The organism is Geobacter sp., from assembly GCF_027327745.1.
In the GTDB taxonomy this organism is placed as follows: Bacteria; Desulfobacterota; Desulfuromonadia; order Geobacterales; family Geobacteraceae; genus Geobacter.
Genome location: NZ_DAHVYG010000056.1, coordinates 12870 through 39627, shown reverse-complemented (window position 1 = coordinate 39627; position 26758 = coordinate 12870). Strand labels below are relative to the sequence as shown.

General features: G+C 61.6%; 25 protein-coding genes. 3 read left to right on the top strand and 22 right to left on the bottom strand.

Going from position 1 to position 26758, the window contains the following annotated elements; translation table 11 throughout:
* Positions 1 to 63: 63 nt before the first annotated feature.
* From M6689_RS10785 to M6689_RS10695, 19 genes are all read right to left on the bottom strand, one after another.
* Entirely contained in the window at positions 64 to 732 is a 669-nt protein-coding gene (locus M6689_RS10785; protein WP_298271391.1) for an ABC transporter ATP-binding protein, read from the bottom strand.
* A gap of 166 nt (positions 733 to 898) precedes the next feature.
* Positions 899 to 2065: an FtsX-like permease family protein gene (locus tag M6689_RS10780; RefSeq protein ID WP_298271389.1), complete on the bottom strand. Its 1167-nt coding sequence runs from the start codon at positions 2063 to 2065 to the stop codon at positions 899 to 901.
* Positions 2052 to 3350: an ABC transporter permease gene (locus M6689_RS10775; protein ID WP_298271386.1), complete on the bottom strand. Its 1299-nt coding sequence runs from the start codon at positions 3348 to 3350 to the stop codon at positions 2052 to 2054. Before M6689_RS10775 ends, M6689_RS10780 begins: the two co-directional genes overlap by 14 nt.
* 20 nt (positions 3351 to 3370) lie before the next feature.
* Positions 3371 to 4816, bottom strand: coding sequence for a Fe-S-containing protein (locus M6689_RS10770; protein ID WP_298271383.1), 1446 nt, complete (start codon positions 4814 to 4816; stop codon positions 3371 to 3373).
* A gap of 137 nt (positions 4817 to 4953) precedes the next feature.
* A complete protein-coding gene (locus tag M6689_RS10765; RefSeq protein ID WP_298271380.1) occupies positions 4954 to 5445 on the bottom strand; it encodes a hypothetical protein in 492 nt (163 codons plus the stop codon).
* Positions 5446 to 5514: 69 nt separating this feature from the next.
* Positions 5515 to 6048, bottom strand: coding sequence for an iron transporter (locus M6689_RS10760; protein WP_298271379.1), 534 nt, complete (start codon positions 6046 to 6048; stop codon positions 5515 to 5517).
* Between the two features lie 53 nt (positions 6049 to 6101).
* Positions 6102 to 7979: an FTR1 family protein gene (locus tag M6689_RS10755; RefSeq protein ID WP_298271377.1), complete on the bottom strand. Its 1878-nt coding sequence runs from the start codon at positions 7977 to 7979 to the stop codon at positions 6102 to 6104.
* 183 nt (positions 7980 to 8162) lie between these two features.
* Positions 8163 to 9881, bottom strand: coding sequence for an alginate export family protein (locus tag M6689_RS10750; protein ID WP_298271374.1), 1719 nt, complete (start codon positions 9879 to 9881; stop codon positions 8163 to 8165).
* Entirely contained in the window at positions 9874 to 10185 is a 312-nt protein-coding gene (locus M6689_RS10745) for a DUF2325 domain-containing protein (RefSeq protein WP_298271372.1), read from the bottom strand. Before M6689_RS10745 ends, M6689_RS10750 begins: the two co-directional genes overlap by 8 nt.
* 108 nt (positions 10186 to 10293) lie before the next feature.
* Complete coding sequence (locus M6689_RS10740; protein WP_298271370.1) at positions 10294 to 10938, bottom strand: metal-dependent transcriptional regulator; 645 nt, start codon at positions 10936 to 10938, stop codon at positions 10294 to 10296.
* A gap of 25 nt (positions 10939 to 10963) precedes the next feature.
* Entirely contained in the window at positions 10964 to 11143 is a 180-nt protein-coding gene (locus M6689_RS10735) for a hypothetical protein (RefSeq protein ID WP_298271367.1), read from the bottom strand.
* Positions 11140 to 13131 carry a ferrous iron transport protein B gene (feoB, locus tag M6689_RS10730; protein ID WP_298271364.1) on the bottom strand — a complete coding sequence of 664 codons (1992 nt, stop codon included), beginning with the start codon at positions 13129 to 13131 and terminating at the stop codon, positions 11140 to 11142. Before feoB ends, M6689_RS10735 begins: the two co-directional genes overlap by 4 nt.
* 110 nt (positions 13132 to 13241) lie before the next feature.
* Positions 13242 to 13673, bottom strand: a complete 432-nt coding sequence (locus M6689_RS10725; RefSeq protein ID WP_298271361.1) for a Fur family transcriptional regulator — start codon at positions 13671 to 13673, stop codon at positions 13242 to 13244.
* A 322-nt stretch (positions 13674 to 13995) separates the two neighbouring features.
* Positions 13996 to 14409 carry a glyoxalase/bleomycin resistance/extradiol dioxygenase family protein gene (locus tag M6689_RS10720; RefSeq protein WP_298271359.1) on the bottom strand — a complete coding sequence of 138 codons (414 nt, stop codon included), beginning with the start codon at positions 14407 to 14409 and terminating at the stop codon, positions 13996 to 13998.
* 3 nt (positions 14410 to 14412) lie between these two features.
* Positions 14413 to 15141, bottom strand: coding sequence for a cytochrome c biogenesis CcdA family protein (locus M6689_RS10715; RefSeq protein ID WP_298271356.1), 729 nt, complete (start codon positions 15139 to 15141; stop codon positions 14413 to 14415).
* A 26-nt stretch (positions 15142 to 15167) separates the two neighbouring features.
* Entirely contained in the window at positions 15168 to 15686 is a 519-nt protein-coding gene (locus M6689_RS10710) for a TlpA disulfide reductase family protein (RefSeq protein WP_298271354.1), read from the bottom strand.
* Positions 15683 to 17068 (bottom strand): sigma-54 dependent transcriptional regulator, encoded by a 1386-nt coding sequence (locus M6689_RS10705; protein WP_298271351.1) that lies wholly within the window; start codon positions 17066 to 17068, stop codon positions 15683 to 15685. Before M6689_RS10705 ends, M6689_RS10710 begins: the two co-directional genes overlap by 4 nt.
* An 11-nt stretch (positions 17069 to 17079) precedes the next feature.
* The gene (locus M6689_RS10700) at positions 17080 to 18168 is read right to left on the bottom strand and encodes an ATP-binding protein (RefSeq protein WP_298271348.1); all 1089 of its coding nucleotides are present in this window, start codon (positions 18166 to 18168) and stop codon (positions 17080 to 17082) included.
* A gap of 121 nt (positions 18169 to 18289) precedes the next feature.
* A complete protein-coding gene (locus tag M6689_RS10695; RefSeq protein ID WP_298271345.1) occupies positions 18290 to 19258 on the bottom strand; it encodes a polyprenyl synthetase family protein in 969 nt (322 codons plus the stop codon).
* Between the two features lie 195 nt (positions 19259 to 19453).
* Here M6689_RS10695 and M6689_RS10690 point away from each other — a divergent pair, with 195 nt between their 5' ends.
* The 3 genes from M6689_RS10690 to M6689_RS10680 are packed head-to-tail and all read left to right on the top strand — an operon-like array spanning position 19454 to position 22713.
* Positions 19454 to 20128, top strand: coding sequence for a TVP38/TMEM64 family protein (locus M6689_RS10690; protein ID WP_298271342.1), 675 nt, complete (start codon positions 19454 to 19456; stop codon positions 20126 to 20128).
* Positions 20129 to 21115 (top strand): arsenosugar biosynthesis radical SAM (seleno)protein ArsS, encoded by a 987-nt coding sequence (gene arsS, locus M6689_RS10685; protein ID WP_298271339.1) that lies wholly within the window; start codon positions 20129 to 20131, stop codon positions 21113 to 21115.
* Positions 21112 to 22713 (top strand): glucose-6-phosphate isomerase, encoded by a 1602-nt coding sequence (locus M6689_RS10680; protein WP_298271336.1) that lies wholly within the window; start codon positions 21112 to 21114, stop codon positions 22711 to 22713. Before arsS ends, M6689_RS10680 begins: the two co-directional genes overlap by 4 nt.
* 9 nt (positions 22714 to 22722) lie before the next feature.
* On the opposite strand, the gene M6689_RS10675 is transcribed toward M6689_RS10680, so the two are convergent.
* The 3 genes from M6689_RS10675 to M6689_RS10665 form a co-directional block, all read right to left on the bottom strand.
* Entirely contained in the window at positions 22723 to 23946 is a 1224-nt protein-coding gene (locus M6689_RS10675) for a hypothetical protein (protein WP_298271334.1), read from the bottom strand.
* Between the two features lie 504 nt (positions 23947 to 24450).
* Complete coding sequence (locus tag M6689_RS10670) at positions 24451 to 24972, bottom strand: ferritin (RefSeq protein WP_298271331.1); 522 nt, start codon at positions 24970 to 24972, stop codon at positions 24451 to 24453.
* A gap of 226 nt (positions 24973 to 25198) precedes the next feature.
* Positions 25199 to 26617 (bottom strand): phosphoglucomutase/phosphomannomutase family protein, encoded by a 1419-nt coding sequence (locus M6689_RS10665; RefSeq protein WP_298271328.1) that lies wholly within the window; start codon positions 26615 to 26617, stop codon positions 25199 to 25201.
* Between the last annotated feature and the right edge of the window lie 141 nt (positions 26618 to 26758).

The window sequence follows — 26758 nt, the reverse complement described above, 5'->3', positions numbered from 1 at the left end:
CAGCCGCCGATGAATGTGGCGCATATCAATATCACGACGTACAGCAGGGGTAATATGATCCGGTTAATGCGCGGAAGCATCATTCTGAACCCTCCCGTGGTGCAGCCTGATGACCCGGTCCGAATATTCGGCTAGCTCCGGATTGTGGGTGACCAGGATGATGGTGCGCCCCTCCCGGTGCAGTTCCTGAAAAAGATTCAGGACCACCTCCTCGTTGGCTTCGTCCAGATTGCCGGTCGGCTCGTCGGCCAGAATGATCGCTGGCTGGTTGATCAGCGCCCTGGCGATGCACACCCGCTGCTGCTCTCCCCCTGAAAGCTGGGAGGGGAGATGCCCGATCCGGTGACCCAGGCCCACATGGACCAGGGCCTGTTCCGCATCCTTGCTGTCGATCATGCTGTGATAGTACTGGGCGAGCATGACGTTTTCCAGCGCCGTCAGATATGGGACCAGGTGGAACTGCTGGAAGATCAGGCCAATCTTTTCGCGCCGCACCGCCACGCGCTGCTTCTCGGTCAGGGTGGCGGTGGCGACCCCGTCCAGGATATATTCGCCCTCGCTGGGGGCGTCGAGGCAGGAGAGGAGGTTAAGCATGGTGGTCTTGCCGGAACCGGACGGCCCCATGATCGAGACCCATTCCCCCTTGCGGACCTGCATGTCTACACGGTCCAGCGAGGTGACGTTCCCGAACCTCTTTGTCAGACCCTTTGTTTCGAGCACTATCTGTTCCATTTATCTTCTCCTTGCACTTCAAATCCAAAGATATAAAAGCCCCCTCTCCCTTGGTGGGAGAGGGCTGGGGTGAGGGGGATATCCGCCGTTTCCCTTGGCATTTCACCCTCCCCCTCGCCCCCTCCCATCAAGGGAGGGGGAATTGTATGAGAGATCACGAATACCGTTAGTCCTCTTTCAACACTTGCGCCGGAACCACCCGCACCGCCATCCTGACCGGTATCGCCGCCGCAAGGAGCGAGGCGGCCACCGACGGCACCAGGGTCATCGGTACCACGATCAACCGGAATGAGATGTAGGAGCCGAAGACCGCCTGGCCGAGGACCTGGGCGAGGATGAACCCGGCCGCCAGCCCGGCCGCCACCCCCGCCACCCCCATGATCAGGGTCTCCGCAAGGAACTGCCGGGCGATGTCCCGGTCGTCGGCGCCGATGGCCTTCATCAGGCCGATCTCGCGGGTCCGCTCCGATACGATGGCGATGAGGGTGGTCATGACGCAGAGGGTGGTGACGGTGAGGATGATGACGGCCACGATGGCCATAAGTCCCTTGATCTTGTCCAGGATCTTCCCGTCCGAGTAAGAGACCTTGCGGATCGGCTTTGCGTCCAGTCCGGGGAAGCTCTTCTGCATCCCGGCCGCCAGGCCGTCGATGTCGGTCCCCTCTGTGACGATGCTCAACATGGCGTGGTTCACCTTCCCTGCCTGACCCAGTATCCGGCCGGCGAGGGAAAGGTTGACGAAGATTTGCTCGTCCTCGGCCTGCCCGGTCTCCACGATCCCCTTGACGGTGAGGCTCTTCTGGAAGCCGGTCTCGTTCTTGATGACGTTGACGCTGTCCCCGACCTTCAGCTCCATGTTCCTCGCCAGGTTCTTGCCGATCATGCAGGAGTCCTCGTCGAAGTCGACGGCGATCCACTTTCCCTCCACCTGCCAGTAGGGGGAGAGCTTGCGTAGTCCCGGGAAGTCCACCCCGGCCATGACGGCGTTCCCCAGGTCGAGCCGCACCAAGCCGTAGATGTAGGTGGATGCCCCCACCAGCTTCTCCCTGGGGACCATTTTAATCGCATCATCGATCGTCTGCCGGTCGACGTTCCGGTTCCCCGACGAGGCCGCGGGGCCGATGAAGAAGTTCGCCCCGTAGGCCCTGAGCTCCCGGCTCATCTTGGCAGATATGTCGAAGTAGACACTGGAGAGGGCGGTGATGATCGCCGCCCCGATCATGATGGAGAAGAAGGTTATGGCCACCCGGTTCCTGCGGACCTTCAGGGACTTGAAGAGTACCAGCAGGAACATCCGGGACTTCGGCATGCTCGTGCCCTTATCGCCTGCCATGGAGCACCTCCGCGGGATAGAGCTTGGTGATGAGCCGTGACGGCATGAGGGAGCCGGCCAGGGCAATCATGACCGAAATCGCCACATTCACCGGTATGACGATAGGACTGAAGGCGACCGTGGAGCCGAAGACGGAGAGGCCGATGACCTGGGAGAGCCCATACCCTGCCGCGCACCCCAGGAGCCCCCCTACGACCCCCACAACCGCCGACTCGCTCAGGAAGAGGAGATACACCTCCCAGTCCGCGGCGCCGAGGGCCTTCATGAGACCGATCTCACGGGAGCGCTCCATGATGGTGGTGACCATGAGGGACGAGATGCCGAGCCCCGAGGCGATGAAGGCTGCGACCGTCACCACGATCATCAGGAGCTGGATCTTGTTGACCACCGCCCCCTCGCTCGCCGCCACCTGCCAGATGGGGCGGGCGGTGACGTTGGGGATCGCCTCCTCGATCTGGTGGGTGATGGAGCTGACGTAGGCGGTGCAGTACCAGCGGTCGTACTCGGCCGAATCGAGCTTGTCGGAGCTGTTTCGCGCCTTGCGCGACAGCTTGTCCTCCGGGACCGTGAGGGCGCTGACGCTTACCGACTGCACCTTCCCCTCCAGCCCGGCGAGCCTCTGCACCACCTGCAGGGGGGCGACCAGGCCGGACTCCTCGGCCCCGCTGGTGGTGAGGATCCCCTTGACCGTGAAGATCTCCTCCCCCCCCTTCTCCCCTGCCACCTTCACCCTGATCCGGTCCCCCGCCTTCAGGTTCATCTCCCGGGCGAGGCCGGCGCCGGCAAGGATGGCTCCCCCGTCATCGTCGGCGGGCCACTCCCCGTGCACCTGCCAGTAGGGGTTTACCACCTTCACTCCGGTGCGGAACTCCTCGTCGCCCGCCACGGGGGTCACCCTGTCGAACTCGGTCCCCACCAGGGGGACGCGCCTTTTCCCGGACCCCGCCAGCTCCGCCGTCACCTTCAGGAAGGGGGCGTAGCCGACGATGTTGTTGTGCCAGAAGATATCCTTGATCTTCGGCAACTCCTTCTGGTCGATCAGGACCTGTCCCTCTAGGGGGTTGTAGTCGACCCCTCCGATCTCCAGGGAGATGTTTTCGCTCTTCGGCACCATGTTGATGTTGGCGCCGTACGACTTCATCTCCTTCGACATCTTGTCCCCCACGTCGATGGAGATGTTCATCAGCGCGGTAATGAGGCTCGCCGCCAGGACGATGGTTATGGTGGCAAGGGCCTTTCTCTTTCGCCCCCGGAAAAACGACTGCCTTAGCATGAGGAAAAACATCGCGGACAACCCCTCCCTTTTTACGACTCTTTATAACCCTGCACCCGGTAGTACCTGGTCTGCTGCTCCCCGACGTACTTTTCCGGCGACTGCTTGAACTTTTCCCCCGACTCCTCGGACTCGAAGAAATAGGTCCTCCCCTTGTATTCGTACCGGAAGGGGGCCTTGCTGCTCTCCAACTCCCTGCCGGTGACCGGGTCCTTCACCTTCTTCGACACCACCTGGGAGAAATAACGCGCCCCGTTGTCGAGCTCTTGTACGCTGACAACGACATATTCCCCCTCCACCTTGTGAATGAGCGGGATCGGATTGCACCCTCCCGCCTTGCCGATGGACGGAACGAATATCCGCACGTTGCAGGCAATGCAGATCACCTCGTTCTTTTCCTGGACATACCCCATGTCGCCGCACAGCATGCAGGCGTCGTACACCACGCCGATCTTCGCTTGTCCCCTGGAGCGGTTGATCAGGAAGAAGCGGACCACATGGCCGTCGTCGGTCACATACGAGTAGCGGTGGAGCTTACCGTCCGCCACGTCGGCGATCTTGATCCGAACCAGACCCGCGGCATCGGGAGTCAGCTCCACCGGCGTCGAGATCTTCGGGGGTCTCGTCGCATAGACATCGTGGTAGAGGAGAACAGCCAGAATGACAACTACCGAGGCCAGGGCGGACTTGAACCAGCGCATCTCGAACATGATGCGGCATCGCGCCTTTCTCCGCTCCGCCTTCTCCATCTCCGCCAGCGCCTCTTGCGCCACGGTCGACCTGCAGACAAAGAAGACAATGGCCAGGGCCGTTACCAGAAGCGCATGGACGTAAGGGAAGAGGTTGGAATACTTGCCCGCCTTGGCCACGAAGGAAAGACGGATGCTGGTGAGCTCCACCATCTCCAGTCGCATCAAGGCCAGGAGGACTTCCGCCGACCACTGTACCACCAGCAGAAGGGAGGCGAAAACGAGAATCCCGGGGACCACACCCCGCCCGCATTTCACACCCAGGTGGGCCGTGAGCGGGACGAGAAACGCCATGAGGAAGAGACCGGCCAGGATGCCGCCGATGTTCAGGATCAGCTCCGTGTTGAGAACGGTGGTCACCGAAAGGGCCTGCTCATAGACACGGCCGAGGAATGTGAACATGTCGGCAGCGGCGAGGGTCGCGGTGAGGAGCATGGCGCTCCACCATCCGATGCGGGAACCCCTGCCGGGAAGGAAGAGGGTCGCGCTGTTCAGGAGAGCGGCAACAATGGCCGCTCCATAGAGGCAGGCGCGCGTTGCGGTAACTGTCTCCTGGCGGAACGAAACAGGATAGGCGACCAGGCCGGCCAGCAACCCCACGACCAGGGCGATAAGCAGAGGGCGCGCCGCAGTTCGTCCGTGGACCGGCCTCCAGACGGAGAGAAGGATTCCGGTTATCAGGGAGAGGGGGATGAACGCTTGAATAAAGCTCACCAGGTACGAGAGCATACACAGACTCCATTCAGGGCTACATCGATCCGGCAATGGGACAATAAAGCCTGAAACCATAGGGCAAATCCCACTCCCTTGACATGGGGGGTGGAGAATTCAGCTCTGTGGCCGATAAATTTTTCCTGCAAGATTTGCTACTTTGAATCAGCCATGCCTTTTCGCCGCGCCGCTTCAATGTCGCGGTAGGTCAGCCTGAGAGCCTCGTCATAGGAGAGCTTCATGCCGCCAAATGAGGCGATGAAGTCGTCCGCTCCGCGCTCAGTCCGAAAGGCAAGCATGGCCTTACTCCCCATGCATTCGACGCCGTTGTCATACCGGACCCACCAGCTCTTTTCCGCCTCGGCGAGTCTCTTGTCATGGTAATCTGCCGCAAGGACCCGTTTCGGCTGTCGTCCCGGCTGGTCGACAAAGTCGACCATGAGGCAGTGAAGCCCGCACTCTGCCCGTTTCGTCCCGTCAACGTATTCGGCGACCATCCTGGTATGGGCGCAGGCCTTGCGACTTGCGCCGCATGTAAGGCACTCGGGATACTTCGCCAGATCCCCAGGTGTCCAATAGCCGTAGGCGAAGGCGGCGAAAAGAGCAGTTGCCGCAAGTGTAACGATCACAATCCATCGCTTTTTCATGAAAGCGCCCCTTATCCGGCGCCCATCCGGTGTTTCAGTATGGGCGCCGGGTGAGTTTACGGTCGAAAGCTACTTGATCGGCACAAACTTGAACTTGTAAGCAACCGAAAAAGGCTGGAACCACTTGCCGACGCCGGTTGCCGCGTCCGTATGGCGGCCGAAACCCTGCTTTGCCGGGGATTCGACGGTGAAGGTAACCTTGTAGTTCCCCGCCCCCATCATCTTGATGTTGCTTCCGTAGTGAGGACCGTCCTTCGCCACCATCGGCATGAACTTCCCTTCCTTCTTCGCGCCGGTGTCCAGGTTCTCCAGTTTGTAACTCACCGTCAGGTATGGGATCCACTCCCCGGCGCCGAAACCGTTCCTGTTCCCCGGTATCGCATGGATGTCCGCCTCAAGGTGGACGTCCGCCTGGGATGCGGCGAGGTCGGAGCCACGCGGCTCCATGTCGATAGGCAGGAGATAGACGGCAGCGACATTCATGCCGTTAATATTCTTCCCAACCGCATCTATCGGGTACTCCCTGATCTTCTCGGCGCAGGCCATCGATGCAAAACCGGACAGAATGCCCACCATTGCGCTAACTGCAAACAGCTTCTTCATTTAACTTCCTCCTTTTGTCATTTCTCAGGCTCTTATGCCCGTAGTTAACTGCCTTACTTTCCTTCAGCGGGAGCGACTCTCCGCCGCGCCATGATCGCCAAGCCGACCAGAGCAGCAAAGACGATGAATAGCTGCGGAACCAGGGTCTGCACATAGGGGAACAGGCCGATAAACTGGATCGTAGGCATCCACGAAACCAACGAAGGTTCAAACAGCTTTCCTGCGATCAGTTCCATCATCCCCTTGCCGGCAAACACGAACGCCATGTAATAGAGGAGCGCGCCGGTGCAGAGGAAGAACGGCCTGATAGGGAGACGCACCGCGCCATAACGCATCGCCAGGAAAATGCCGACGAGCAGTATGGAGCCGACCACGAACCCTCCCGCCACCGCCGTCATGCCCGAAGCTCCGGAGTCAACGGCAAGGGCCTGGTAAAAGAGGACCGTCTCGGCACCTTCGCGGTAGATTGCCAGAAACGCCGCGAACCAGAGGGCTTTCAGCGAGTTGGAGGAAACGGAATCCCCCACCTTCTCCTTGATGTACGACACCCACTTCTGCGCCTCGGCCTTGGAGATCAGCCAGTAGCTGACGCTGAAGAGGACCACCGAGGCGAGCAGCATGGTCCATCCTTCCATCATCTCCTGGCTCGCCGCGGATATCTTGAAGACCCACTTCACGAGGAGCGCCGTGACGAGGCTCAGCACAAGCGCCGAAATGCAGGCGTTATAGATGACCTTGAGCTTGTCCCGGTGACCGGTCTTCAGGAGATAGGCGATGATAGCGGTAATGATCAGGATCGCCTCGATCCCCTCGCGGAGAATGATCATGAGGGAGTAGATGAACAGGGTCATGGGGGAGTCCTTCCCCTTGCTGAGCATCTCGGCCCCCTTTTCGAAGTCCCCCTTCAGGGCGGCGAAAGTGGCCTGGATTTTTTCAACGGTCGCACCATTTTTCATCTGGCCCGCGATCATGCTGAAATGCCCTTCGAGCTTCGCCTTGAAGTTCGCATCCCGCGCGCCGATCCTCGCCTCCATGCCGCTCGCCTCGAAAACATCGAAATAGGCTTCCTGAACGACAATGGCGGCTTCCTTCTTCTCTCCCTGCTCATAAAGTGCGATCGCCTTGTCGATCTGGGCGAACAGGTCGGCGTTCACCTTGGTCCAGTCCTTGTCCGGCGCGCTGCTGTCAGCCAACTTTTTCGCCTCTTTTTCCGAAACAGCTCCATCCACGAGAGGGAGGCCGGGGAGGTCTTTCTCCAATCCCTTTACCAGAAGGGCGACCCGCGCCTCCACCTTTTCCGGTGCGCCGCCATTCTGGATCATGCCGGCGATCTCGGTGAAGCCGGCATTGTTCTCGTAATCCTTTTTCTGGGAGACGTAGCGCCGGACGGCGGTTTCGAAAAGGCTGTTCTTGTACTCGTCGAACTGGGTCTGGATGACGATATCCGCCGCCCCCTTGGCATCTCCCTTTTTGTACACTTCAATGGACTTGCCGAGTCGTGCCTGAATATTGTCGAACGCCTGCTGCCAGACGGGTTCGATATTTTTCGTCTCCGCTTTGACCTCGGCTACACCCTGCGGTTTCGTACCATCCGAGGCCTCAGCCACGAGCTCAAACCCGCCTTCCAGCTTGGCGGTCACATTCCGCAGCTCGGTCATGAACGCGTTCATCCTCTTTTCGATGGCATCGGCGGGTTCCTTTGCCACGATCATCTTGCGGATGGCGATGAACTCCTGCTCGAGTTCGTAATTTTTCCTGGCTGAGACATTTATGCGGATCGCCCCCTCCAGGTTCTCGAAAACCTGAAGATATGCGGCCTCGGCCTTCTGCTTCGCCTCCTGGACATTCCCCTTCTTGTACTGGACGAGCGTTTCGTTGAAAAAGCCGCCGATCTCGTCCACCATCCCCTTGTAATTCTCTTTGGCCAGCACGGCAGAGAGCGATCCGGTCAATGTAATTGCCAACACGACAAGAACAATGTTCACGGCTTTTTTCAGTCCCACAGCATTTAACATATCCGCCTCTCCCAAGAACCTGAAATCCCCCTGCGTCATCCGCAAGGATTGAAACTCATGCCCCCTCCCGTCCTGGGAGGGGGCATGAATGGTTGGCAATTAACGTTTCAACGGAATCCGCCTTGTCCAGTCGTAATTGAACACGAGCATGGCATAGCCGTAATCGATGTCCCTGTCGCTGCCGGAGGCGTCGCGGAAAAATTTCCCGGTGAAGAAGCGGTCATAGCCGACTATGAGCGCGAGATCCTTATTGTGAATGTAGGTCAGGGTGAAGTCAGTCTCGACCCCCAGATCCCGGCTGAAGCCGTCTTCCACGCTGCCTGCCATGAACTTGCGGCCGGTCGCGCTGAAATTGAGTTTCCTCTGGGTCGCGGTTCCCACCGGGACATCTATCCCCCACCCAAGAGTGTAGACCTGGATGCCGCTGGCGTGATGGTCCCCAACGTCAAGGCCGGAGAGGTCCCCAACCACGCTCATGTCACCCACCAAGGATGAGTCGTTGTTGGGATTGCGGAACTCCCTTCCAGAGCTGACGCCGTTGGCTGCGTTCTTGTCGCCTGAACCCATTGCGTAGCTCATGAAGATCGAGTTGTCATAATTTCCGACCTTGAACTCACCGGTCAGATCAACATGCCCGCCGTATGCACTTATCTTGTCGTTGACGCCGGTTGTAGAATTGAAAACCCTTCCGGTCTGGTAGGCCAATTCGTACTCCAGGCCAAACATGCCGACCGAGCTGGTGCTGCGGAATCCAAGGGTATCCAGTCGCTCCCCCGATCTGTGGTCCTCCGACCCGGTGTCCCGGAAAGCATAAGCCTGTAATGTGTTGTCCTCGGCAGGCTCATAGGTCACGTAGGCTCCCGCCAGGTTCCCCTTGATCCCGTCGGAAAATGGGGTGGCGTATCTGCCGCCCAGAAAATCAACCGTCAGGAAATTGAGCCACGGCAACTGCGGCTGCACCCTGAGCCTGACAGCGTCAAATGAAAGGCCGTTGAAAAACGTATCCGCGCCGAGAATGAAGGCGCTGCCGTAGTTGAATTCCTGCCGGCCCGCCTTCAGGGCTACCCAATTTTTACCAGGCACATCTTCCCTGGGGAGCTTTGCTTCGACAAATCCCTGGTACAGGGAATATTTGCCCTGATACTGGTTCCCCCCCGTATAGCCGTACCCCTGTCCCTCCAGGTGGATATCGAGGTACTGGTTGGGGTGCCAGTAGACGAACGGCTTCACCCGGTAGAGGAAGCGCCCCTCGCTCTGGCCCGGCGTGTAGCTCGCATCGGGAATCCTGAAATTGCTCTGCCCTTCACCCCGCAGAAAGCCGTTCACGCCAACCTTGTACCTGTAGTAGGGGACCCCGGGAGGCTCGACCTGGACGAGGAGCTGTTCGATGGTCCTCCTGATCTGGCGGTAACCGTCTATTTTGAACAGATCTGCCTCCAGTGCCACTATGAGGGCGCGGATGCTCTCCAGGTCATCCCGCGAAACCGCCTGGGACCCCTCCTTGTCATACCTTTCCACTATCTTGTTCAATGCGGCGACGAAGCAGTCGATCATCTCGTCCTTGGGGCAGGGCTTCCCTTCGGGGAGCTTTTTTTCCGTTCCGAACTTCTCCACCAGGGCCGCCACTTCCTTGTAGGCCCAATGTTCGCTCGTTACCTGTGACGGAATTTCCTTGTTTTCGTCCTTTGCATCGCTGGACCCTTCAAGATTTTGAACGGCAGGTGAAACGTCATCCATTTTCCCCTCATCCGCCTGGGCCACTGCTGTCCCGGCCACCATCAACGAGACAGAAAACAACACCAACATCTTCTTAAGCATCTTTCGTCCCTCCGTTGTTGTTTATGATCAAAAGGCAGTTAAAACAGTCCCTCAGCGTGCACACCCCGCAGGAATGGTGCATGAATACCGGGATGCCGTTCGACTTCGCCGCCTTCATCGCCTCCGCCTTCACCCGATGTGACACCTTGTTGGTAAAGATCACCACCGCGTCCACATGCTTCAGCTTTGAGCCGATATTCACCTCAGACCTGGTGAAGACCCGCAGGGCGATGCCGAGCCTCTCGGCTTCCCCCACGTAGTGCCTCTCCAGCCGGTCCATCCCTCCGATCAGGGCAACGCACACAGGCACCTCCATAAATAACGATATTCATTTTCAACTGCGGACCGAAAAAAATGGTGCAGAAGGAGAGCACTGTCGACGCCAAACGTGACAGCGCAGTGCCCCGACCCGCTACCGCCGGATGAAGATCTCCCGCGCCAGGTTGGTGTCGATGGCGAACTCGGAGAAACCGACCCGGAAGATGTACGAGGGGAAGGTCTGCATCAGGTTGATCCGGTTCCCCGGCAGGACCCCCATCGCCATCAGCTTGCGCATCTTGATGTCGTCCTCGGTCAGGATGTACGCGATTTCACCCTCCTCACCCGCCTTCAGCTCGGTGAGGGGAACCACGCCGAGATCGCCGCTCTTCCTGGCCACGTCGCAGCACTCCCCGGGCGGAATCGGCTTGCCGTGGGGGCAGGTGGTGGGGTGGTTGAGCATGGTGCAGACCTTGGCGTCCACCTCCTCGTGGAGCAGGTGCTCGAACTCGCACGCCTTGTCCTCGGCGTTCTCCCCCCGGATGTTGAGGACGTCCATCATGAGCCGCTCCGCCAGCCGGTGGCGGCGGACGGTCCGCTTCCCCTCCTCCTTCCCCTCGGGACGGAGGTAGACCCGGCCGTCGCGGACCTCGACGAAGGCTAGTGAGGCGAGCTCGGCGTAGGCGGGGTCGTCGGCCGCAACCTTGATCTTCTCCACCCCCAGAAAGCCGTGCTTTTCCTCTTCCACCGCCATCCAGAGCGCTTCAAGGATCTCTTCTGCCGTATGGGACAGTTTCATCGTTTCTCTCCTTGCCTTTATTTCGTTATTTTAACTTTCCGAACAGTTTTTTCACCGTCTTGAGCGACTTCGGCTCCGGCGGATTTTCGTAGAAGCACTTCGGACAGCGCACCATCCGACACCCCCCCGGCTTGCCGCACTTGCCGCAGGATCTGATCCCCTCGTCCTCGGGAAACTCGTGTCCGCAGAATCCGCACCGGATCATAGCACCCCCGTGACGAGGATGAGGCGGTTCAGGAGCCAGCCGCTCCCGAAGGCGGCGAAGGAGATGAAGAGGGCGATGACGGTGGCGGTCTTGAGCCCCCGCTCCTTCTTCATCATCAGGAACTGGGCGACGCACGGGACGAAGAGGGTGAGGGTCACCGCCGCCACCACCAGCTGCCGCGGGTTCATGAGCCCCTTGGTCTGCAGGTCGTAGAGGCCGGCGGCGCCGTAGTCGCGGCGGAAGAAGCCGAAGATGAAGGCCACCGCCGACTCCTTGGGAAGCCCGATGGAGGTCATGGCCGGCTCCATCCAGGCGACAAGTTTGTCGAAGAAGTTCGTGATCTTGCCGAGCCAGAGCATTACCGACGCGAAGATGAAGAGAGGGAGGATCTCCATGAAGTACCACTGCATCCGGGTGTAGGTCTTGGTCATGACGTTGGAGAGCTGGGGGAGCCGCATCGGCGGGAGTTCCATGTAGAACATGGGAGTCTCCCCCGGCATGATCCGGGCCGCCAGCAGCCCGATCACGAGAAAGATCACCACGAGGCAGATGCTCCAGACCGCCAGCGCCCCCGGCGCCTTGGAGAGGAGCGCCATGATGACGCCGAGCTGGGCGGAACAGGGAATGGCGAGCGCCAGGAGCACCGTGGCGATGATCCGCTCCCGCACCGTCTCCAGGGTCCGGGTGACCATGGTGGCCATGGTGTCGCAGCCGAAGCCGAGGACCATCGGAATCACGGCGCGGCCGGTGAGGCCGATCTTCTTGAAGAGCCGGTCGACGAGGAGGGCGAGCCGCGGGAAGTAGCCGCTGTCCTCCAGGATCGAGAAGAAGAGGAAGAAGGTGGCGACGATGGGGAGGATGATCCCCACCGCATAGCGGAGCCCCAGGGTAATCACCCCGTACTCCCCGACGAAGAGCTCCTGGATGATCTCCCACGGGATGACCCCCTTCACGAGGTGGGAGACCCAGGGGTTAAAGAGCTCCTCGAAGAGCTTCCCTTCCAGGAAGTCGACGAGGGTCCCGGCCCCGAAGACCCCGACGAACTCGTAGAGACCGTAATAGAGGACGAGCAGAAGAAGCGGCACCCCGGTGATCGGGTTGACCGCCCAGGAGGAGAGACGCTCGCCGAAGGTCGCCCGCCGCCTTGCGGGGATCCTCACGACATCTTCCAGAAGCCCCTTCACGATCGATTTGCGCTCCAGGGAGAGGTCAAGGTGGAACGACTCGCGCCGATCGAAGACCTTCTCCTTCACCCGCTCCAGGATGAGGGGCGCCCGCTCCCCCTCCCGGGCCGTCACGAGCCCCGCAATCTCTTCGTCGCGCTGGAGCAGCAGCAGCGCCAGGGCCTTCCCCGTCAGGGTGTACTCACCGTGGAGCAGAGCCGTGATCTCACCGATATCCCCCTCAAGCCGCCGGCTGTAGCCGAAGACCGCATGGCGCCCGGCGTCATAGGATGCGATCGCCTGGCGGATCTCCGCGAGTCCCCGCTTCTTGGCGGTGGCGGCCCCGATCACCGGGATGCCGAGCTTTTCGACCAGGAGCGGGATGTCGATGGCAAGCCCCATCCGTTCCGCCTCGTCCATGATGTTCACTACGAGGATGACCGGCAGCCCCGCCTCCACGAGCTGGATCGTCATGGTGAGCATCCGCTCCAGGTTGCGGGCGTCCAGGACATGGAGCACCACGTCTGGCTTCTCGGAGAGGAGGATCTCCCGCGCCACCCGCTCTTCCTCGGTGATCGGCAGGATCGAGTACATGCCGGGGGTGTCGATGATCTCGTACGGGCTGCCGTCGATGGTCGCTCCGCCGCGGGAGACCTCCACCGAGGTGCCGGGATAGTTGGAGACCGCCACGTAGGCGCCGGTCAGCGCGTTGAAGAGGACGCTCTTCCCCACGTTGGGATTGCCGACCAAGGCGACCTTCTTCCCCCGGGCGGGATCGCCCGTTCCGTTGCCGTGACAGGAGGGTTTCTTCTTGAACAGGGACATCAGCACTACCTCATTATGTTAGTGAAAATCACTTTCATGATGCGCAACCGAAAAAAGCGCCGCAAATCCGTGGTATCTTTCCCGACGCTTGCGGCGCGTCGTAAGTCCGGTCAACCCCGGCAGCGGGCACAGAGTCCGTAGAGTTCCAGCTTGTGGGTCTTGATCAGGAAACCGTGGGCGGCGGCCACTTCGTTCTGGAGCGTTTCGATCGTCTCGTTCTCGAACTCGATGATGGCGCCGCAGCCGGTGCAGACGAGGTGGTCGTGATGCTCCCCCTCCCCCACGTGATCGTAACGGGTCTGGCCGTCGCCGAACTGCATCTCCCGGGCGATCCCCGACTCGGCGAAGAGCTTGAGGGTCCGGTAGACCGTGGCGTAGCCGATGTTGGGGTGCTTAACCCGGAGCTTCAGGTAGAGCTCCTCGATGCTGAGATGCCGGTCGGAGGAGAGGAACGCCTCGAGAATGATATCCCGCTGGCGGGTCGACTTGAGACCCTGCCTGGCGATGTAGTCATGGAAGATCTTTTTCTTGACCCGCTTCATTCTCGCCCCTTGGGTGAAAGTGATTTTCAAATTAATTTATCGCCTGTCAAAAGTCAATATCATTTTTCAGCTCCGCACGCGTTATCCGGCTTGGAAAAATCGGCCGCCCGGGAGAAAAAACTATTCAACTATTCGGATATTTGATACTCTTGCGGCAGGAGGTGCGACAATGAAAGAATTGCTGCTGATGGTGGGTTTTATCGCCTTCTGGGTCCTCCTCAACCGGGTGATCCTCCCCCGGCTCGGGGTGTCGACCTGAATGGCCGATGGCTGTTCTTCCGGTCGGAAGGACGAGAAGAAGGACCACAACAAAGGGGCGTGATCACGCCCCTTTGCTTTTCTGCTCCTCGACGGCGACCAGGAACCCGTCGGGGTCGAAGCACCAGAATTCCCTGATCCCGTAGGGTTTCATCTCCAGCGGATAGAAGATCTCCAGCTCCTCCTCCATCACCGCCTCGTACGCCCCCACGATGTCGACTACCGACACGTGAATGGTCATGCCGACCCCCTTGGGGAACTCCTCGAACCGCTCGCCGAGCAGCGGGTGGGCCCGGGCTACGGCCTCCTCTTCCACGAAGATGATCTCCCCGCCGTCCCGCTTCAGGGTCAGATGCTCCGGAGCGCCCCGGGCCGTCAGCGCCCGCTCCACAGCAAGCTCAAGGATGCCGGCGTAAAAGGCCTCCGTGGCATCGAGGTCGGCCACCGCCAGCTGGATCGAGAACGAGGGAGCGCTCACCCGTCACATGCCTCCGAACCACTTCATGGTGTAGCGGGAAAGGATGCTCAGATAGTTGGTGAAGATCATGACCCCGACAACGATCAGAAAAAGGCCGGTCACGACCTCCAGGATCCGGATATGCTTCTTGAAACGGTTGAAAAAGAGGAGGAACTGGTGCATGGCCAGGGACGAGAGGAAAAAGGGGATGGCAAGCCCCATGGAATAGACGAAGAGGAGGACGATCCCGTGAAAGATCGTCTCTTCGGTGGCCGCGACCATGAGGATCGTCGCCAGGATCGGGCCGATGCAGGGGGTCCAGCCGGCCGCGAACGCAAGCCCGACGAGGAAACTCCCCAGGTACCCCGCCGGCTTGCGGTGGAGGGTGAACCGCTTTTCGCCAAGGAGCAGATGGATCGGGACGAGCCCCGAGACATGGATCCCGAAGATGACGATCAGCACCCCCCCCACCTTGCGGATGCTCTCCATGTGCTCCTGGAGGAATCCCCCCACAAACGTGGCCGAGGCGCCGAGCAGGACGAACACCACGGTGAACCCGGCGATGAAGAGGAGCGAATGGATCATGGTCTGCTGCCGGACCTTGTGGCTCGGGTGCTCCGCCTGGAGGTCGGCAAAGGAGAGGCCGGTGATGTAGGTGATGTAAGAGGGGATCAGCGGCAGCACGCAGGGGGAGAGGAAGGAGAGGAGCCCCGCGAGAAACGCGCCGAAAATGGTGATGTTGGCTGGTTGCATGGATACCTCGAATCGGTCGGAGCGGACTACTGAGGCTTACTCATGACATCGTTTAGATAGGCAATGACATCGGGCTGGTCCCACTCCATGCCGCCGACGACCTTCTTGAGTATAACACCCCGTTTGTCGATGACAAAAGTTTCGGGGACGCCGGTGATGCCGTACGTCTTCCCCACCCGCTTGTCGGCGTCGGAAAGCGCGGGGAGCGCATACCCGCTCTTGCGGAAGAACTCTTCGATGGCGACCTTACCCCCCTCGTCGATGGAGATGCAGAGCATCCGGAACGGCTTGCCGGCCATGGCGGCGTCAAGCCGCATCAGAGAGGGGATCTCCTCCCGGCAGGGGGGGCACCAGGTGGCCCAGAAGTTGACGAGGACCACCTGCCCCTTCAGGTCGGAGAGCTTCACCAACTCGCCGTTCAGGGTGTTCAGGGTGAAGTCGGGGGCGGGATTCCCCTCGATGGCCGGTTTCTGTTCACGACTGCAGCCAAGAAGCAGCGCCAGGACAATTATCGGGATCATGCGGAAAATCTTCATTCTTTTCATCGTCTTTTCTCCGGGGGGATAATGGTGTATTTCTCCATGCGATAGATCAGGGTGTGGCGGGGGATCCGGAGGAACCGGGCCGCCGAGCTCTGGTTCCAGTTGTTGCGCTCCAGGGCTTCGAGCACGATCTCCCGTTCGAGTTGCTCCAGCGAGTATCCCTCGTCCGGAAGGTTTATGACCGGGCACTCCCGGGGGGCGCTCCGGCCGTGGCGCACCTTCTCCGGCAGGTCCCCGGGGGTGATGGTGTCGCCGTTGCGCATGATGAGCATCCGCTCCACCGTGTTCTCCAGCTCCCGCACGTTTCCCGGCCAGCCGTAGGCGGCCATGGCATCCAGGGTCTGCGGGGCGAAGGTCACCCCTGCCCCGCCATGCTTGGCTAGGAAATGCCGCACCAGCAGCGGGATATCCTCCGCGCGCTCCCGCAGGGGGGGAAGATGGAGCGGGATCACCGAGAGGCGGTAGAAGAGGTCCTCGCGGAACCTCCCCTCCGAGATCGCCTCCTCCAGGTCGGCGTTGGTGGCGGCCACCACCCGCACGTCCAGCTTCTGCACCGCGGTCCCCCCCACCGGTTGCACCTCCTTTTCCTGCAGGGCACGCAGCAGCTTCGACTGTAGCTCCACCGGCAGCTCTCCCACCTCGTCGAGGAAGAGCGTCCCGCCGTCGGCCTGCTGGAACTTCCCGGCCTTGTCCTTCACGGCGCCGGTAAACGCCCCCTTCACGTGGCCGAACAGCTCGCTCTCCAGCAGGTCCCGGGGGATGGCGGCGCAGTTGATGGCGACGAACGGGGCGGAGTGGCGCCCGCTCCGGCCGTGGATCGCCCGGGCCACGAGCTCCTTGCCGGTCCCCGACTCTCCCGTGATGAGGACCGTCGCCTCGGTGTCGGCCACCCGGCCGATGACCCGAAAAACTTCCTCCATCCGCCGCGAGATGCCGACGATGTTCCGGAACGCCTCCCGCTCCGAGAGCTCCTCCTTCAGCCGGCGGTTCTCCCGGGAGAGCCCTTGCATCGCCAGGGCCTTGCGCACCGTCAGCCTCAGGGCATCGCGATTGAACGGCTTGGTGATGAAGTCGTAGGCGCCGAGCTTCATCGCCTCCACCGCCGTCTCCACGGCACCGAAGGCGGTAATGACGATGACGAGCGCATCGGACGCCTTCTCCTTCACCTCCTTGAGGAGCTGGAAACCGCCCATGCCCGGCATCTTGAGATCGGTGATCACGAGCGCCGGTCCCCGCTCCTCGAAGAGCCGGAGCCCCTCCTCGCCGCTGCCGGCGGTGAGCACCTCGTACCCCGCCTCCTGCAGATTGTACTCCAGCACCCGCCGCAACGAGACGTCGTCGTCGACGACCAGGATCCGCTGCGTGTTTCTCTCATCTCCACTCAACGTAAACTCCTTCACAGGGGGAGCCTCACCCGGAATGTCGTACCCTTCCCCGCTTCGCTTTCCACCGCGATGGTGCCGCCGTGGGCCTCCACGATCCGCTGCGTGATGGCGAGCCCGAGACCGGTCCCCCCTTCCTTGGTGGTGAAGAAGGGGGCAAATACCCGCTCCAGGTCGGCGGCCGGAATCCCTTTTCCCGTATCGCTGAATGCGAGCTCCACCCCGGCGGGGGTGTCGCCGCTGGCCGCGACGGGCGTCACCCGCACCGCGACACGCCCCCCGGGGCCGGTGGCCTGGATCCCGTTCAGCAGGAGGTTGAAAAACACCTGCCGGAGCCGCTCTCCGTCACCCGCCACCGGGGGGATGTCGGCCGCCTCCAGTTCGAGCCGCACCTGGCGCCCGGCCGCCTGCCCGCCGAGGAGCGTGACGACTTCCCGAAGCTCGGCGACGAGGTCGCAGGTCTTGCGCTCCACGTCGATGGGGCGGGCGAGCCGGAGAAAATCCTCCACCACCCGGTTCAGCCGGTCGGTCTCCTTGAGGAGGATTTCGAGAAACTCGTATTTTGCCTCCCCCGGCCTGAAGTCGTCCCGGAGGATCTCCGCCGTCCCTCTGATGGAGCCCAGGGGGTTGCGGATCTCGTGGGCAAGCATGGCGGAGAGCTCCCCCACGGCCGACAGGCGCTCGGCACCGCGAAGCTGCTCCTCTATTTCGATGATCAGGTCGGCCTGGCGCTGGAGCGTGCGGTACGACTCCTCCAGCCCCTGCGCCGTCCGCTCCAGCTCCTCGCGGCGCAGTTCCTCCTTCTGGCAGAGAAAACCGGTGACGCCGCCGACCACGTTGTAGAGGAGGATTTCGAGAAATTTCTCCAGTTCCAGCGACGGCTGCACCCCCCACTGGAACAGGACGTGGGGGGCGTAGAGGACGCTGACGATGATGGAGGAGATCAGTCCCCCCCGCAGCCCGAACCAGAACGCCGCCATGATGATCGGAATGTAGTAGAGACGCTGCAGGATGTCGTGAAACGCGGGGAGATGGAGGGGGGTCAGGTAGTGGAAGAGGCTTATCCCGACGATGAAGGAGGAAAGCAGCAGGATGCGTGGCATTCCGGAAGGCTTCATGGGTAAACTATTAATTCATGAGGGGGGATATTGCAAGGACAAACAGAGCGACGGGGCCACGGACGCCGCGCCGGCCGGCGCAGGGGAACGGATATTCCGCCCGGCTCTACAGCCTGCGGCTGACCACGTAATCGGCGAGCTCGACGAGGGCTTGCTTCTCCGGGGAATCGGGGAAGGCCTCCAGGTGGGACTTGCAACGGGCGATGTACCCGGTGGCGACCTCGGTGGTGAACTGGATGCCGCCGTATTTGTGGACGAGGGTGAAGACCGACTCGAAATCCCCCGCTTCCATCGCCTCCTTCTCCACGATGTCGGAAATGGTTTCGCGCTCTTCGTCGGTGCACTTGCGCAGGGTATGGATGAGCGGCAGGGTGATTTTGCCTTCTTCAAGATCGTGGCCGATCTCCTTGCCGAACTGCTCCTCGACGGCGGTGTAATCGAGGGTGTCGTCCATGAGCTGGAAGGCGATCCCCAGGTCCATGCCGTAATCCCGGAGGGCCGCCACCTGCTCGGGGGAGACGCCTCCGAGGATGGCGCCCGCCTCGCTGGCGGCCGACAGGAGAACGGCGGTCTTGCTCTTCACCACCTCGATGTAGCGCTCCTGGGTCATGTCGAGGTCGCTGGTGCAGAGGAGCTGCAGGACCTCTCCCTCGGCGATGATGGTGGTGGCGTTGGACATCACCTTGAGGACCCGCAGATCCCCCGCGTCGACCATGAGGGAGAACGACTTGGAGAAGAGGAAGTCGCCGACGAGGACCGACGCCTCGTTCCCCCAGACCTCGTTGGCCGAGGCGTTGCCGCGCCGGAGCGTGGCGTTGTCGACCACGTCGTCGTGCAGGAGGGTGGCCGTGTGGATGAACTCAATGACGCTCGCCAGCGGCACATGCCGGTCGCCCTGGTAGCCGCACAGCTTCGCCGAAAGGAGGAGCAGCGCCGGACGAATACGCTTCCCGCCGCTGGCAAGGACGTACTCCCCCACCTTGCGGATGAGATAGACATCCGACTCCAGATCCTTTCTGAACTGTAATTCGACGTTTTTCAGATCTTCCCCGACAAGGGCAAGGGCAGCGTGCATCACATATCCTCAGGCAAATTTTCGGCAATACTAAAGGAATATCGCCGCTGTTGTCAAAGCATTTCTCTCCCCGAACCGCGGCAGCACGGCCATTAGGCGGGAAACCTCCCATCGGCGGCTCCCCCCTCCTGCCTTCTCCTCGCCGGCCTCCCTTTGCCCATTGCCAACCCCCATCGCCTGGTTTATAACTTTCCTATGCCCGCCAGGAAACTCCTCATCGTGGTCGCGCTTGCCGCCCTCGTCGCCCTCTTCTTCGCCTCGGGGCTTGGGAAACAGCTCACCGTCGCCTCCCTCAAGGAGCACCGGGAGGTGCTGGTCGCGTTCGCCACGGAGCACCGGCTCGGGGCCGTCGCCCTGTTCCTGGCCGTGTATGTGCTGCAGACCGCCCTCTCGCTCCCCGGCGCGGCGGTCCTCTCCCTGGCGGCCGGGGCGGTTTTCGGCACGCTCGCGGGAACGGTCTACGCGGTGATTGGTGCCACCGCCGGGGCGACCCTCGCCTTCCTCGTGACCCGCTATCTCTTCCACGACGCCGTGCAGCGGAGAGTGGGACCGAGGCTTGCGGCCATCAACCGCGAGCTGGAATCGGCGGGGCTCAATTACCTCCTCTTCCTGCGGCTCGTTCCGATCTTTCCGTTTTTCCTCATCAATCTGGGGGCCGGACTGACGCGCCTGCCGCTGCGGACGTTTTTCATCGGCACCCTGATCGGCATCATCCCCGGTGGATTTGTCTACGTGAACGCCGGGGCGAGCCTCGCCAGCATCGACACACCGGCGGATGTGGCATCACCCCGGGTCCTCGGTTCCTTCGCCCTGCTCGGTCTTTTCTCCCTCATCCCCGTCCTGTACAGGAAACTGAAAAGGAGCGCCTGAATGGCAGCCGCCTTCAAAGATGCACTCCGGGCCGTCGACCCGCGGTACGCCACCTTCGAAAATCTCCGGACCCTCCAGGTGAATCTCGGCAACATCTGCAACCTGAGCTGCACCCACTGCCACGTGAATGCATCGCCCGCCGGCGAGCGGGTCATGGGACGCGAGGTGATGGAGAAAATCATCGCTTTTCTTGCCCGCCGGCCGGGGCTCACCCTCGACATTACCGGCGGCTGCCCGGAGATGCACCCGCTCTTCCGCCACCTGGTGGAGCGGACCGCCGGTCTGGCGGCGCGACGCATCCTCCGGAGTAACCTCGCCGTCATGACCGAAGCGGGCCGGGAGTGGCTCCCCTCCTTCTGCCGGGATCAGGGGCTGGTGATCGTCGCCTCCCTCCCCTGCTACCTCGAAGAGAACGTCGACGCCCAGCGCGGCAGAGGGGTCTTCGCCCGGAGCATCGAGGTCCTCAGGCGTCTGAACGGCCTCGGTTACGGCGACACCCTGGAGCTCGACCTGGTCTACAACCCCGGGGGTGACTTCCTCCCCGGCTCCCAGAACGAGCTGGAGCAGGCATACCGGACCGAGCTCGCAACCCGGTACGGGGTCCGTTTCAACAGCCTGTTCACCATCACCAACGCCCCCATCGGCCGCTTCCGCGACTACCTCGAATCCAGGGGGGCCTACGAGCGCTACCTCACCCTCCTCGCCACCCGCTTCAACCCCGAGGCGGCCCGCGCCATCATGTGCCGCACCCTCGTGAGCGTCGACTGGAAGGGCTTTCTGTACAACTGCGATTTCAACCAGGCGACCGGGCTCCCGATCACGGGAGAATCCGGCGAGATCCTGAAAATCGACGACCTCGAAGAGGCGGCCCGCACCGGGGCGAACCTCTTTCTGTCGCAGCACTGCTACTGTTGCACTGCCGGCGAAGGCTCCAGCTGCACCGGCGCCCTTGCCCGAGACCCTATCCCACTCCAGGAGGACCCATGAACTCACCCGCCCTGTGGCAACGCTACCGCAAGCACCTCTTTCACGACCCCGAAACCGGCCTCATGCTCGATGTCAGCAGGATGAACTTCCCGGACGACTTCCTTGCCCGCATGGAGCCGGCGATGCAACGCGCCCATGGGGAGATGGCGGAGCTGGAGAGGGGGGCTGTCGCCAACCCCGACGAAAACCGGATGGTGGGGCACTACTGGCTGCGCAATCCGTCCCTCGCCCACAACGGAGAGATCGCGGCGGAGATTACGGAAACCATCGCGAAGGTGAAGGAATTCGCCGCCAACGTGCATGCCGGAGCGATCGCGGCGCCTGGGGGAAAGCGGTTTTGCCGGCTGCTGGTGATCGGGATCGGCGGCTCGGCCCTCGGCCCCCAGTTAGTTGCCGACGCCCTCGGCACGACCGACGACCGGATGGAACCGCACTTTTTCGACAACACCGACCCCGACGGCATGGACCGGGTTCTCGCCAGGCTCGGGACGGGGCTCGCCGAAACGTTGACGGTGGTCATCTCGAAGAGCGGCGGGACCAAGGAGACGCGAAACGGCATGCTAGAGGCGCAGGCCGCCTACCGCCGCGCCGGCCTTGACTTCCCCCGCCATGCCGTGGCGGTGACCGGCGCAGGAAGCGAGCTCGACCGGATCGCCACCGGGGAAGGGTGGCTCGCCCGGTTCCCGATGTGGGACTGGGTGGGGGGACGGACGTCGGTGACCTCCGCCGTGGGGCTTCTCCCGGCGGCGCTCCAGGGGATCGACATCGACGGGGTGCTGGAAGGGGCCCGGCGGTGCGACGAGCTCACCCGGCGCAAGAGCACCGCGGAGAACCCGGCGGCGCTCCTGACCCTCATGTGGCACCACGCCACCGAGGGGCGCGGCACCCGCGACATGGTCATCCTCCCCTACAAGGACCGGATGCTCCTCTTCTCCCGCTACCTCCAGCAGCTCGTCATGGAGTCCCTGGGCAAGGAGCTGGACCGCACCGGCGCCGTGGTGAACCAGGGGATCGCGGTGTACGGGAACAAGGGGTCCACCGACCAGCATGCTTACGTCCAGCAGCTGCGGGAGGGGATCAACAATTTCTTCGTGACGTTCATCGAGGTGCTGCGGGACCGGGAGGGGAAATCGCCGGAGGTGGAGCCGGGGATTACGAGCGGGGATTACCTTTCGGGCTTTTTCCTGGGGAGCCGAACGGCGCTCCATGAAAAGGGGCGCGAATCCCTTACCATTACCATTCCCGAGGTTTCCCCCCTTGCGATCGGCGTCCTGATCGCCCTTTTCGAGCGCGCCGTCGGCCTCTACGCATCGCTGATCGGCATCAACGCCTACCACCAGCCGGGGGTCGAGGCGGGGAAGAAGGCGGCGGGAGCGGTCCTGAACCTTCAGGCCGAGGTCCTCACCCACCTGCGCGCGTCGGAAGTGCCGGCCACCGCCGAAGAGGTCGCCGCCGCCATCGGGCGTGGTGCCGACGTGGAGGATGTCTTCCACATCCTGCTCCACGCCGCAGCCAATCCCGACCACGGCGTGCGGATCCTATTCGCCGACCCGGTGTTCCAGAGCCGTTTCACCGTTGGAGGGAACCTGAATCCGTGAGGCCGGAGCTCAAGCGTCCGGCGAAAGATAGGGAAGGAGGAGACGAAGCGTCCCCGAGGTGTCCGGCTTGACCGGGAAGCCGGTCACCGGATTGCTGTCGGCCATGCCGACGGAAAGGATTATGGTTTCGGATTGTCCGGGAGAGAGCATCCGCGGTCCCCACTGCAGAAAGACGACCCGGTTGTTGTCGCTCGCCAGGGGGACCCGGGCGCTCTCTTCGGCAAAGGTACCTATTTTGTTGGAAAAATAGACGAGATCGGGACGCAGTCCCGCCTGCCACTCGATGAAATTCGCAACGCCGCTATAGTCATGCCGCTCGCCAGCGGCGTCATTGCCGTAGTCGAAGTAGCCTGCCCACCCATAGTGCAGGGGATTGATCGTCGCCTCGTGCTTGATAAGTCGGTCCTGAACCCATCCGACGTTGCCGGCGGAAGTGCCGTACTCACCCACCCACGGCTCGTCGCCATAGACGTAATAGTAGCCGGCGGGGATCTGTCCGATGTTGCTGATGGTGATGGCAATGGTCGTGTGGCGGGTTCCCGCCTTGAACGAAGCAATGCGGTCGATCCTGAAGGGAGTGCCGTCGATATCGACTTCGTGGCTGCTGGTGAGAACGAGCTCGTCGCCCGTCTTCTTCCTGACCGAGCTGCCGAGAAAGCGCCAGGTGGATGGGGCAATCGGAATTTCGGGATGGCGCCACGATGCGATCGACTCGTTCACGTTGCACCAGACGTGCTGCCACTCCTTGCCGTTGAAATAGGCCATCCCCGATTCATTCATCGAGGCACGCCGATCGTTCTCCAGATCGAAGGGGAGCCCACCCCCGACGAACAGCCCCTTGGTATCCAGGCCGGCGCTGTCGATGAACCGGCTGAAGCACATCAGGAACGACGTCCCGTCGGCCAGGTACGATCGGACGTAGCCGCTGCCGTCGAACCGGAACCACTCCGCATCCAGACGGGTTATCCCCATCGCGTGGCCCACATCGCCACGCAGGAACTTGAACAGCGGCTGGGCAGGGAGCGCGAGAAGGAGCCGGTCCTCGTCGCCGAAGACAAGGTCGTCTTTAACCTGGAAACCGCCCGCCTTGCCCCGCAGGACGTAGATTCCCTCCAGATGTCCGTAAAAACGGAAATGAACTATTGACAGGAAGAGTCCGGCGAGCAGGATGGCTGCAGTGCAGACCATCAGCCGGCGGCGTTTGAGAAGGAAGGTGAGGACTCTCCGGGGCATTGAAACTCCACCGCCGCAAGGTTCTCCCCAAGGGGGAAGGAGGGATTACCTTATCGGCGCATCGCATGAAAGTGCATCGACTGTTTCGATACCAGCTTCAGGTAGTGTTCGACCGAAACGATCTGAGAATAAATTACCGTTACCACGTAACATCGCGCCACATAATAATTTTTCATGACTGGTGCCACATGCTGAAGACAGGAAACAGCCGGAAGGGAAGGGTTATGTCGGACGGGTGGAAGGGAAATGGAGTTCGGGGGGGAAGGCGGGGTGTTTCATGGGGTTACTGTCGGGAGGATCGGCGGTTCGCCGACCCTCCCGGTGATGCCGGCTCCAGGAGCCTGTCGGACTTAGGGAATCGTAGCGAGAGAATGGCAGATCGAGGACAGATTTTCGGGAATTTGAAGGCGAATAGTGGTTCTATTCGTCAAGAATTCCCAAAATATGGACCGATTTGCCGTTCTCGCAGTAGATTCATTCCTGAGTCCAACAGGCTCCTTGCCGTCATGGAGCCTGCCCGGCGGCGGGAGGCGGTGTGAAGACGCGGGTGCCGAGTTCATTGTCGATCATGAGGAGTCCATAGCCGTTGTCCCCAACGAGCTTCAGCTTCCCGATGATCTCCCGGTCGTTTTCCTCCTCCTCGATCTGCTCGGTGATGAACCACTGGAGGAAAATCTGGGTGGCGTGGTCCTTCCCCTTCACCGCCAGCTCGGTCAACTCATTGATACACTTCGTGATGTACGTTTCGTGTTCGAGGGTCTTCTGGAACATGGCAAGAAGACTCACGAATTCGCTCGGCGGGGCATCCAGGGGGCCGAGCCTCACGTGCTCCCCCTGGCTGTTGATATAATCGTAGAACTTCGTAAAGTGGACCATCTCCTCCTGGTACTGCACCATGAACCAGTTGGCGGCCCCCTTGAGGCCGAGGAAATTGGCATAGGAGGACATGGAGAGATAGAGCTGGGCGGAATAGAGTTCCGTGTTGAGATGCCTGTTCAGGGCAGCGGCCATTTCAGTGCTCAGCATAGATGAGAAGCCTCCTTGGGTTTTATCTTATATTCGGCAGTTGACGGAAGCCCTTTGGAGCGAATTCGGCGTATTTCGTCGCTGCTCTTGGCGAAACGCCAGCGTAACCAGCCGATCCTGTCCGAGCCCGAAGGGCGAGTTGATCGGCTGGAGCAAGCGAGCCTTAGAGCAGCAGAAATAGGCAGTCTGAGCGGAGAAGGGCTTCCGGCAACTGCCATTTTCAGGTTTATCCGAGGATGAACGCCTTGCCGGCCGCCATGACAGCCGCGAGCCTCTCGGCGGACGACGCCTCGCCGTAGAGGCGGACCACCGGCTCGGTCCCCGACTTGCGGAAGAGAAGCCAGCTGCCGTCTTCCAGGATGAACTTGCTTCCGTCGACGGTGACGGTCTCCCTGACCTTCAGGCCGGCGAACTCCCCCGGCGCCTGGCACTGCTTGCCGGCATACCCCGCCTCCAACTCCGGCGAGAGGGTGATGTTCTCACGCCTGGTGACAAACGTGCCGACCTCGCCGTAAAGCCTCTCCAGCAGCCGTTTTACTGGCATCCCCTCCCGCGCCACCATCTCCGCCACCAGGAAGCAGGCGAGGATGCCATCCTTCTCCGGCACATGCCCCTTGATGGTGAGACCGGCGCTCTCCTCGCCGCCGATAATGATGCGGTCCTGGCTGATCAGTTCGCCGATGTACTTGAACCCAACCGGCGTCTCGATCACCTCGATCCCGTGCCTGCGCGCCACCGCATCGACCAGATGGGAGGTGGCGACGCTGCGCGCCACCGCGCCGGTCATCTTCCGGACGCGCACAAGGTAATCGAGCAGAAGGGCGATGATGTAGTTGGGCTCGATGAACGTCCCGTCCTCGTCGACGATGCCGAAGCGGTCGGCGTCACCGTCGGTGGCGATGCCGAGCCTGATCGACGGATCCCCCTTTACCAGATTGATGAAGTCCTGGATGTACTTTTCGGAAGGCTCGGGAGGAAAACCGCCGAAATACGGGTCCCGATGCATGTTCAGGCTCCGGACGGAGACGCTGTGGGCCGCAAGCGGCTCGTCGAGGTAGCCGCGGCCGGTGCCGTAAAGGGCGTTTACAGCCACGGTTCCGAGGCCCGCGATGGCGGCGAAGTCGACCTTCTTCTCCAGTTCGGCGAGATACGCCCCCCGGGGGTCGATCTCCTCCAGCAGGCCGGAGCGGGCCGCCTCGTCCAGCGCAACCTCCCGGTAGCAGACTTCCCCGAGCATCTCGTTGGCACGCCGCTCGATATCCCCCGTCGTCTCGGGGAGGGCCGGCCCGCCCCATGAGGGCGAGAACTTGATCCCGTTGTACTCGGGGGGATTGTGGCTGGCCGTGAAGTTGATCGCCCCGGCGGCACCACGGCGCAAAATCTCGAACGAAACCACCGGCGTCGGGGTGTCCCGCTTGCAGAAATAGGCCTTGATCCCCGAACCGGCGAGGACCCGCGCGGTCTCCTTCGCGAAGCGCTCACCCATGAAGCGGGTATCGTAGGCGACGATGATCCCCTTTTCCCGTTCGCCGATAGCCGTCACGTGGTCGGCAATGGCCTGGGTCACAACCTTCACGTTCTCGAAGGTGAAATCCTCGCAGAGAATACCCCGCCACCCCGAGGTTCCGAAGGCAATCCGATACATAAGTTTCCTCCCCTGATGAATGGCCCCGGCAAGGCGCGAAGGCCCGAATTTGAAGGCAGTGAAAAGCGTAATACAGACCCCCCGGCGAGTCAAGCGCAAGGGGCTTTTGGGGGGATTTTTCCTGTTGACTTTCTTCTTTTG

Coding starts and splice junctions, on each gene's coding strand:
- M6689_RS10765 (WP_298271380.1), bottom strand. CDS start 5,445: ATGAAAAAGCGATGGATTGTGATCGTTACACTTGCGGCAACTGCTCTT.
- arsS (WP_298271339.1), top strand. CDS start 20,129: ATGGCAGCCGCCTTCAAAGATGCACTCCGGGCCGTCGACCCGCGGTAC.
- M6689_RS10710 (WP_298271354.1), bottom strand. CDS start 15,686: ATGAAAAGAATGAAGATTTTCCGCATGATCCCGATAATTGTCCTGGCG.
- M6689_RS10760 (WP_298271379.1), bottom strand. CDS start 6,048: ATGAAGAAGCTGTTTGCAGTTAGCGCAATGGTGGGCATTCTGTCCGGT.
- M6689_RS10780 (WP_298271389.1), bottom strand. CDS start 2,065: ATGGCAGGCGATAAGGGCACGAGCATGCCGAAGTCCCGGATGTTCCTG.
- M6689_RS10740 (WP_298271370.1), bottom strand. CDS start 10,938: ATGAAACTGTCCCATACGGCAGAAGAGATCCTTGAAGCGCTCTGGATG.
- feoB (WP_298271364.1), bottom strand. CDS start 13,131: ATGTCCCTGTTCAAGAAGAAACCCTCCTGTCACGGCAACGGAACGGGC.
- M6689_RS10695 (WP_298271345.1), bottom strand. CDS start 19,258: ATGCACGCTGCCCTTGCCCTTGTCGGGGAAGATCTGAAAAACGTCGAA.
- M6689_RS10775 (WP_298271386.1), bottom strand. CDS start 3,350: ATGTTTTTCCTCATGCTAAGGCAGTCGTTTTTCCGGGGGCGAAAGAGA.
- M6689_RS10690 (WP_298271342.1), top strand. CDS start 19,454: ATGCCCGCCAGGAAACTCCTCATCGTGGTCGCGCTTGCCGCCCTCGTC.
- M6689_RS10675 (WP_298271334.1), bottom strand. CDS start 23,946: ATGCCCCGGAGAGTCCTCACCTTCCTTCTCAAACGCCGCCGGCTGATG.
- M6689_RS10665 (WP_298271328.1), bottom strand. CDS start 26,617: ATGTATCGGATTGCCTTCGGAACCTCGGGGTGGCGGGGTATTCTCTGC.
- M6689_RS10770 (WP_298271383.1), bottom strand. CDS start 4,816: ATGCTCTCGTACCTGGTGAGCTTTATTCAAGCGTTCATCCCCCTCTCC.
- M6689_RS10680 (WP_298271336.1), top strand. CDS start 21,112: ATGAACTCACCCGCCCTGTGGCAACGCTACCGCAAGCACCTCTTTCAC.
- M6689_RS10670 (WP_298271331.1), bottom strand. CDS start 24,972: ATGCTGAGCACTGAAATGGCCGCTGCCCTGAACAGGCATCTCAACACG.
- M6689_RS10725 (WP_298271361.1), bottom strand. CDS start 13,673: ATGAAGCGGGTCAAGAAAAAGATCTTCCATGACTACATCGCCAGGCAG.
- M6689_RS10735 (WP_298271367.1), bottom strand. CDS start 11,143: ATGATCCGGTGCGGATTCTGCGGACACGAGTTTCCCGAGGACGAGGGG.
- M6689_RS10785 (WP_298271391.1), bottom strand. CDS start 732: ATGGAACAGATAGTGCTCGAAACAAAGGGTCTGACAAAGAGGTTCGGG.
- M6689_RS10715 (WP_298271356.1), bottom strand. CDS start 15,141: ATGCAACCAGCCAACATCACCATTTTCGGCGCGTTTCTCGCGGGGCTC.
- M6689_RS10700 (WP_298271348.1), bottom strand. CDS start 18,168: ATGCCACGCATCCTGCTGCTTTCCTCCTTCATCGTCGGGATAAGCCTC.
- M6689_RS10750 (WP_298271374.1), bottom strand. CDS start 9,881: ATGCTTAAGAAGATGTTGGTGTTGTTTTCTGTCTCGTTGATGGTGGCC.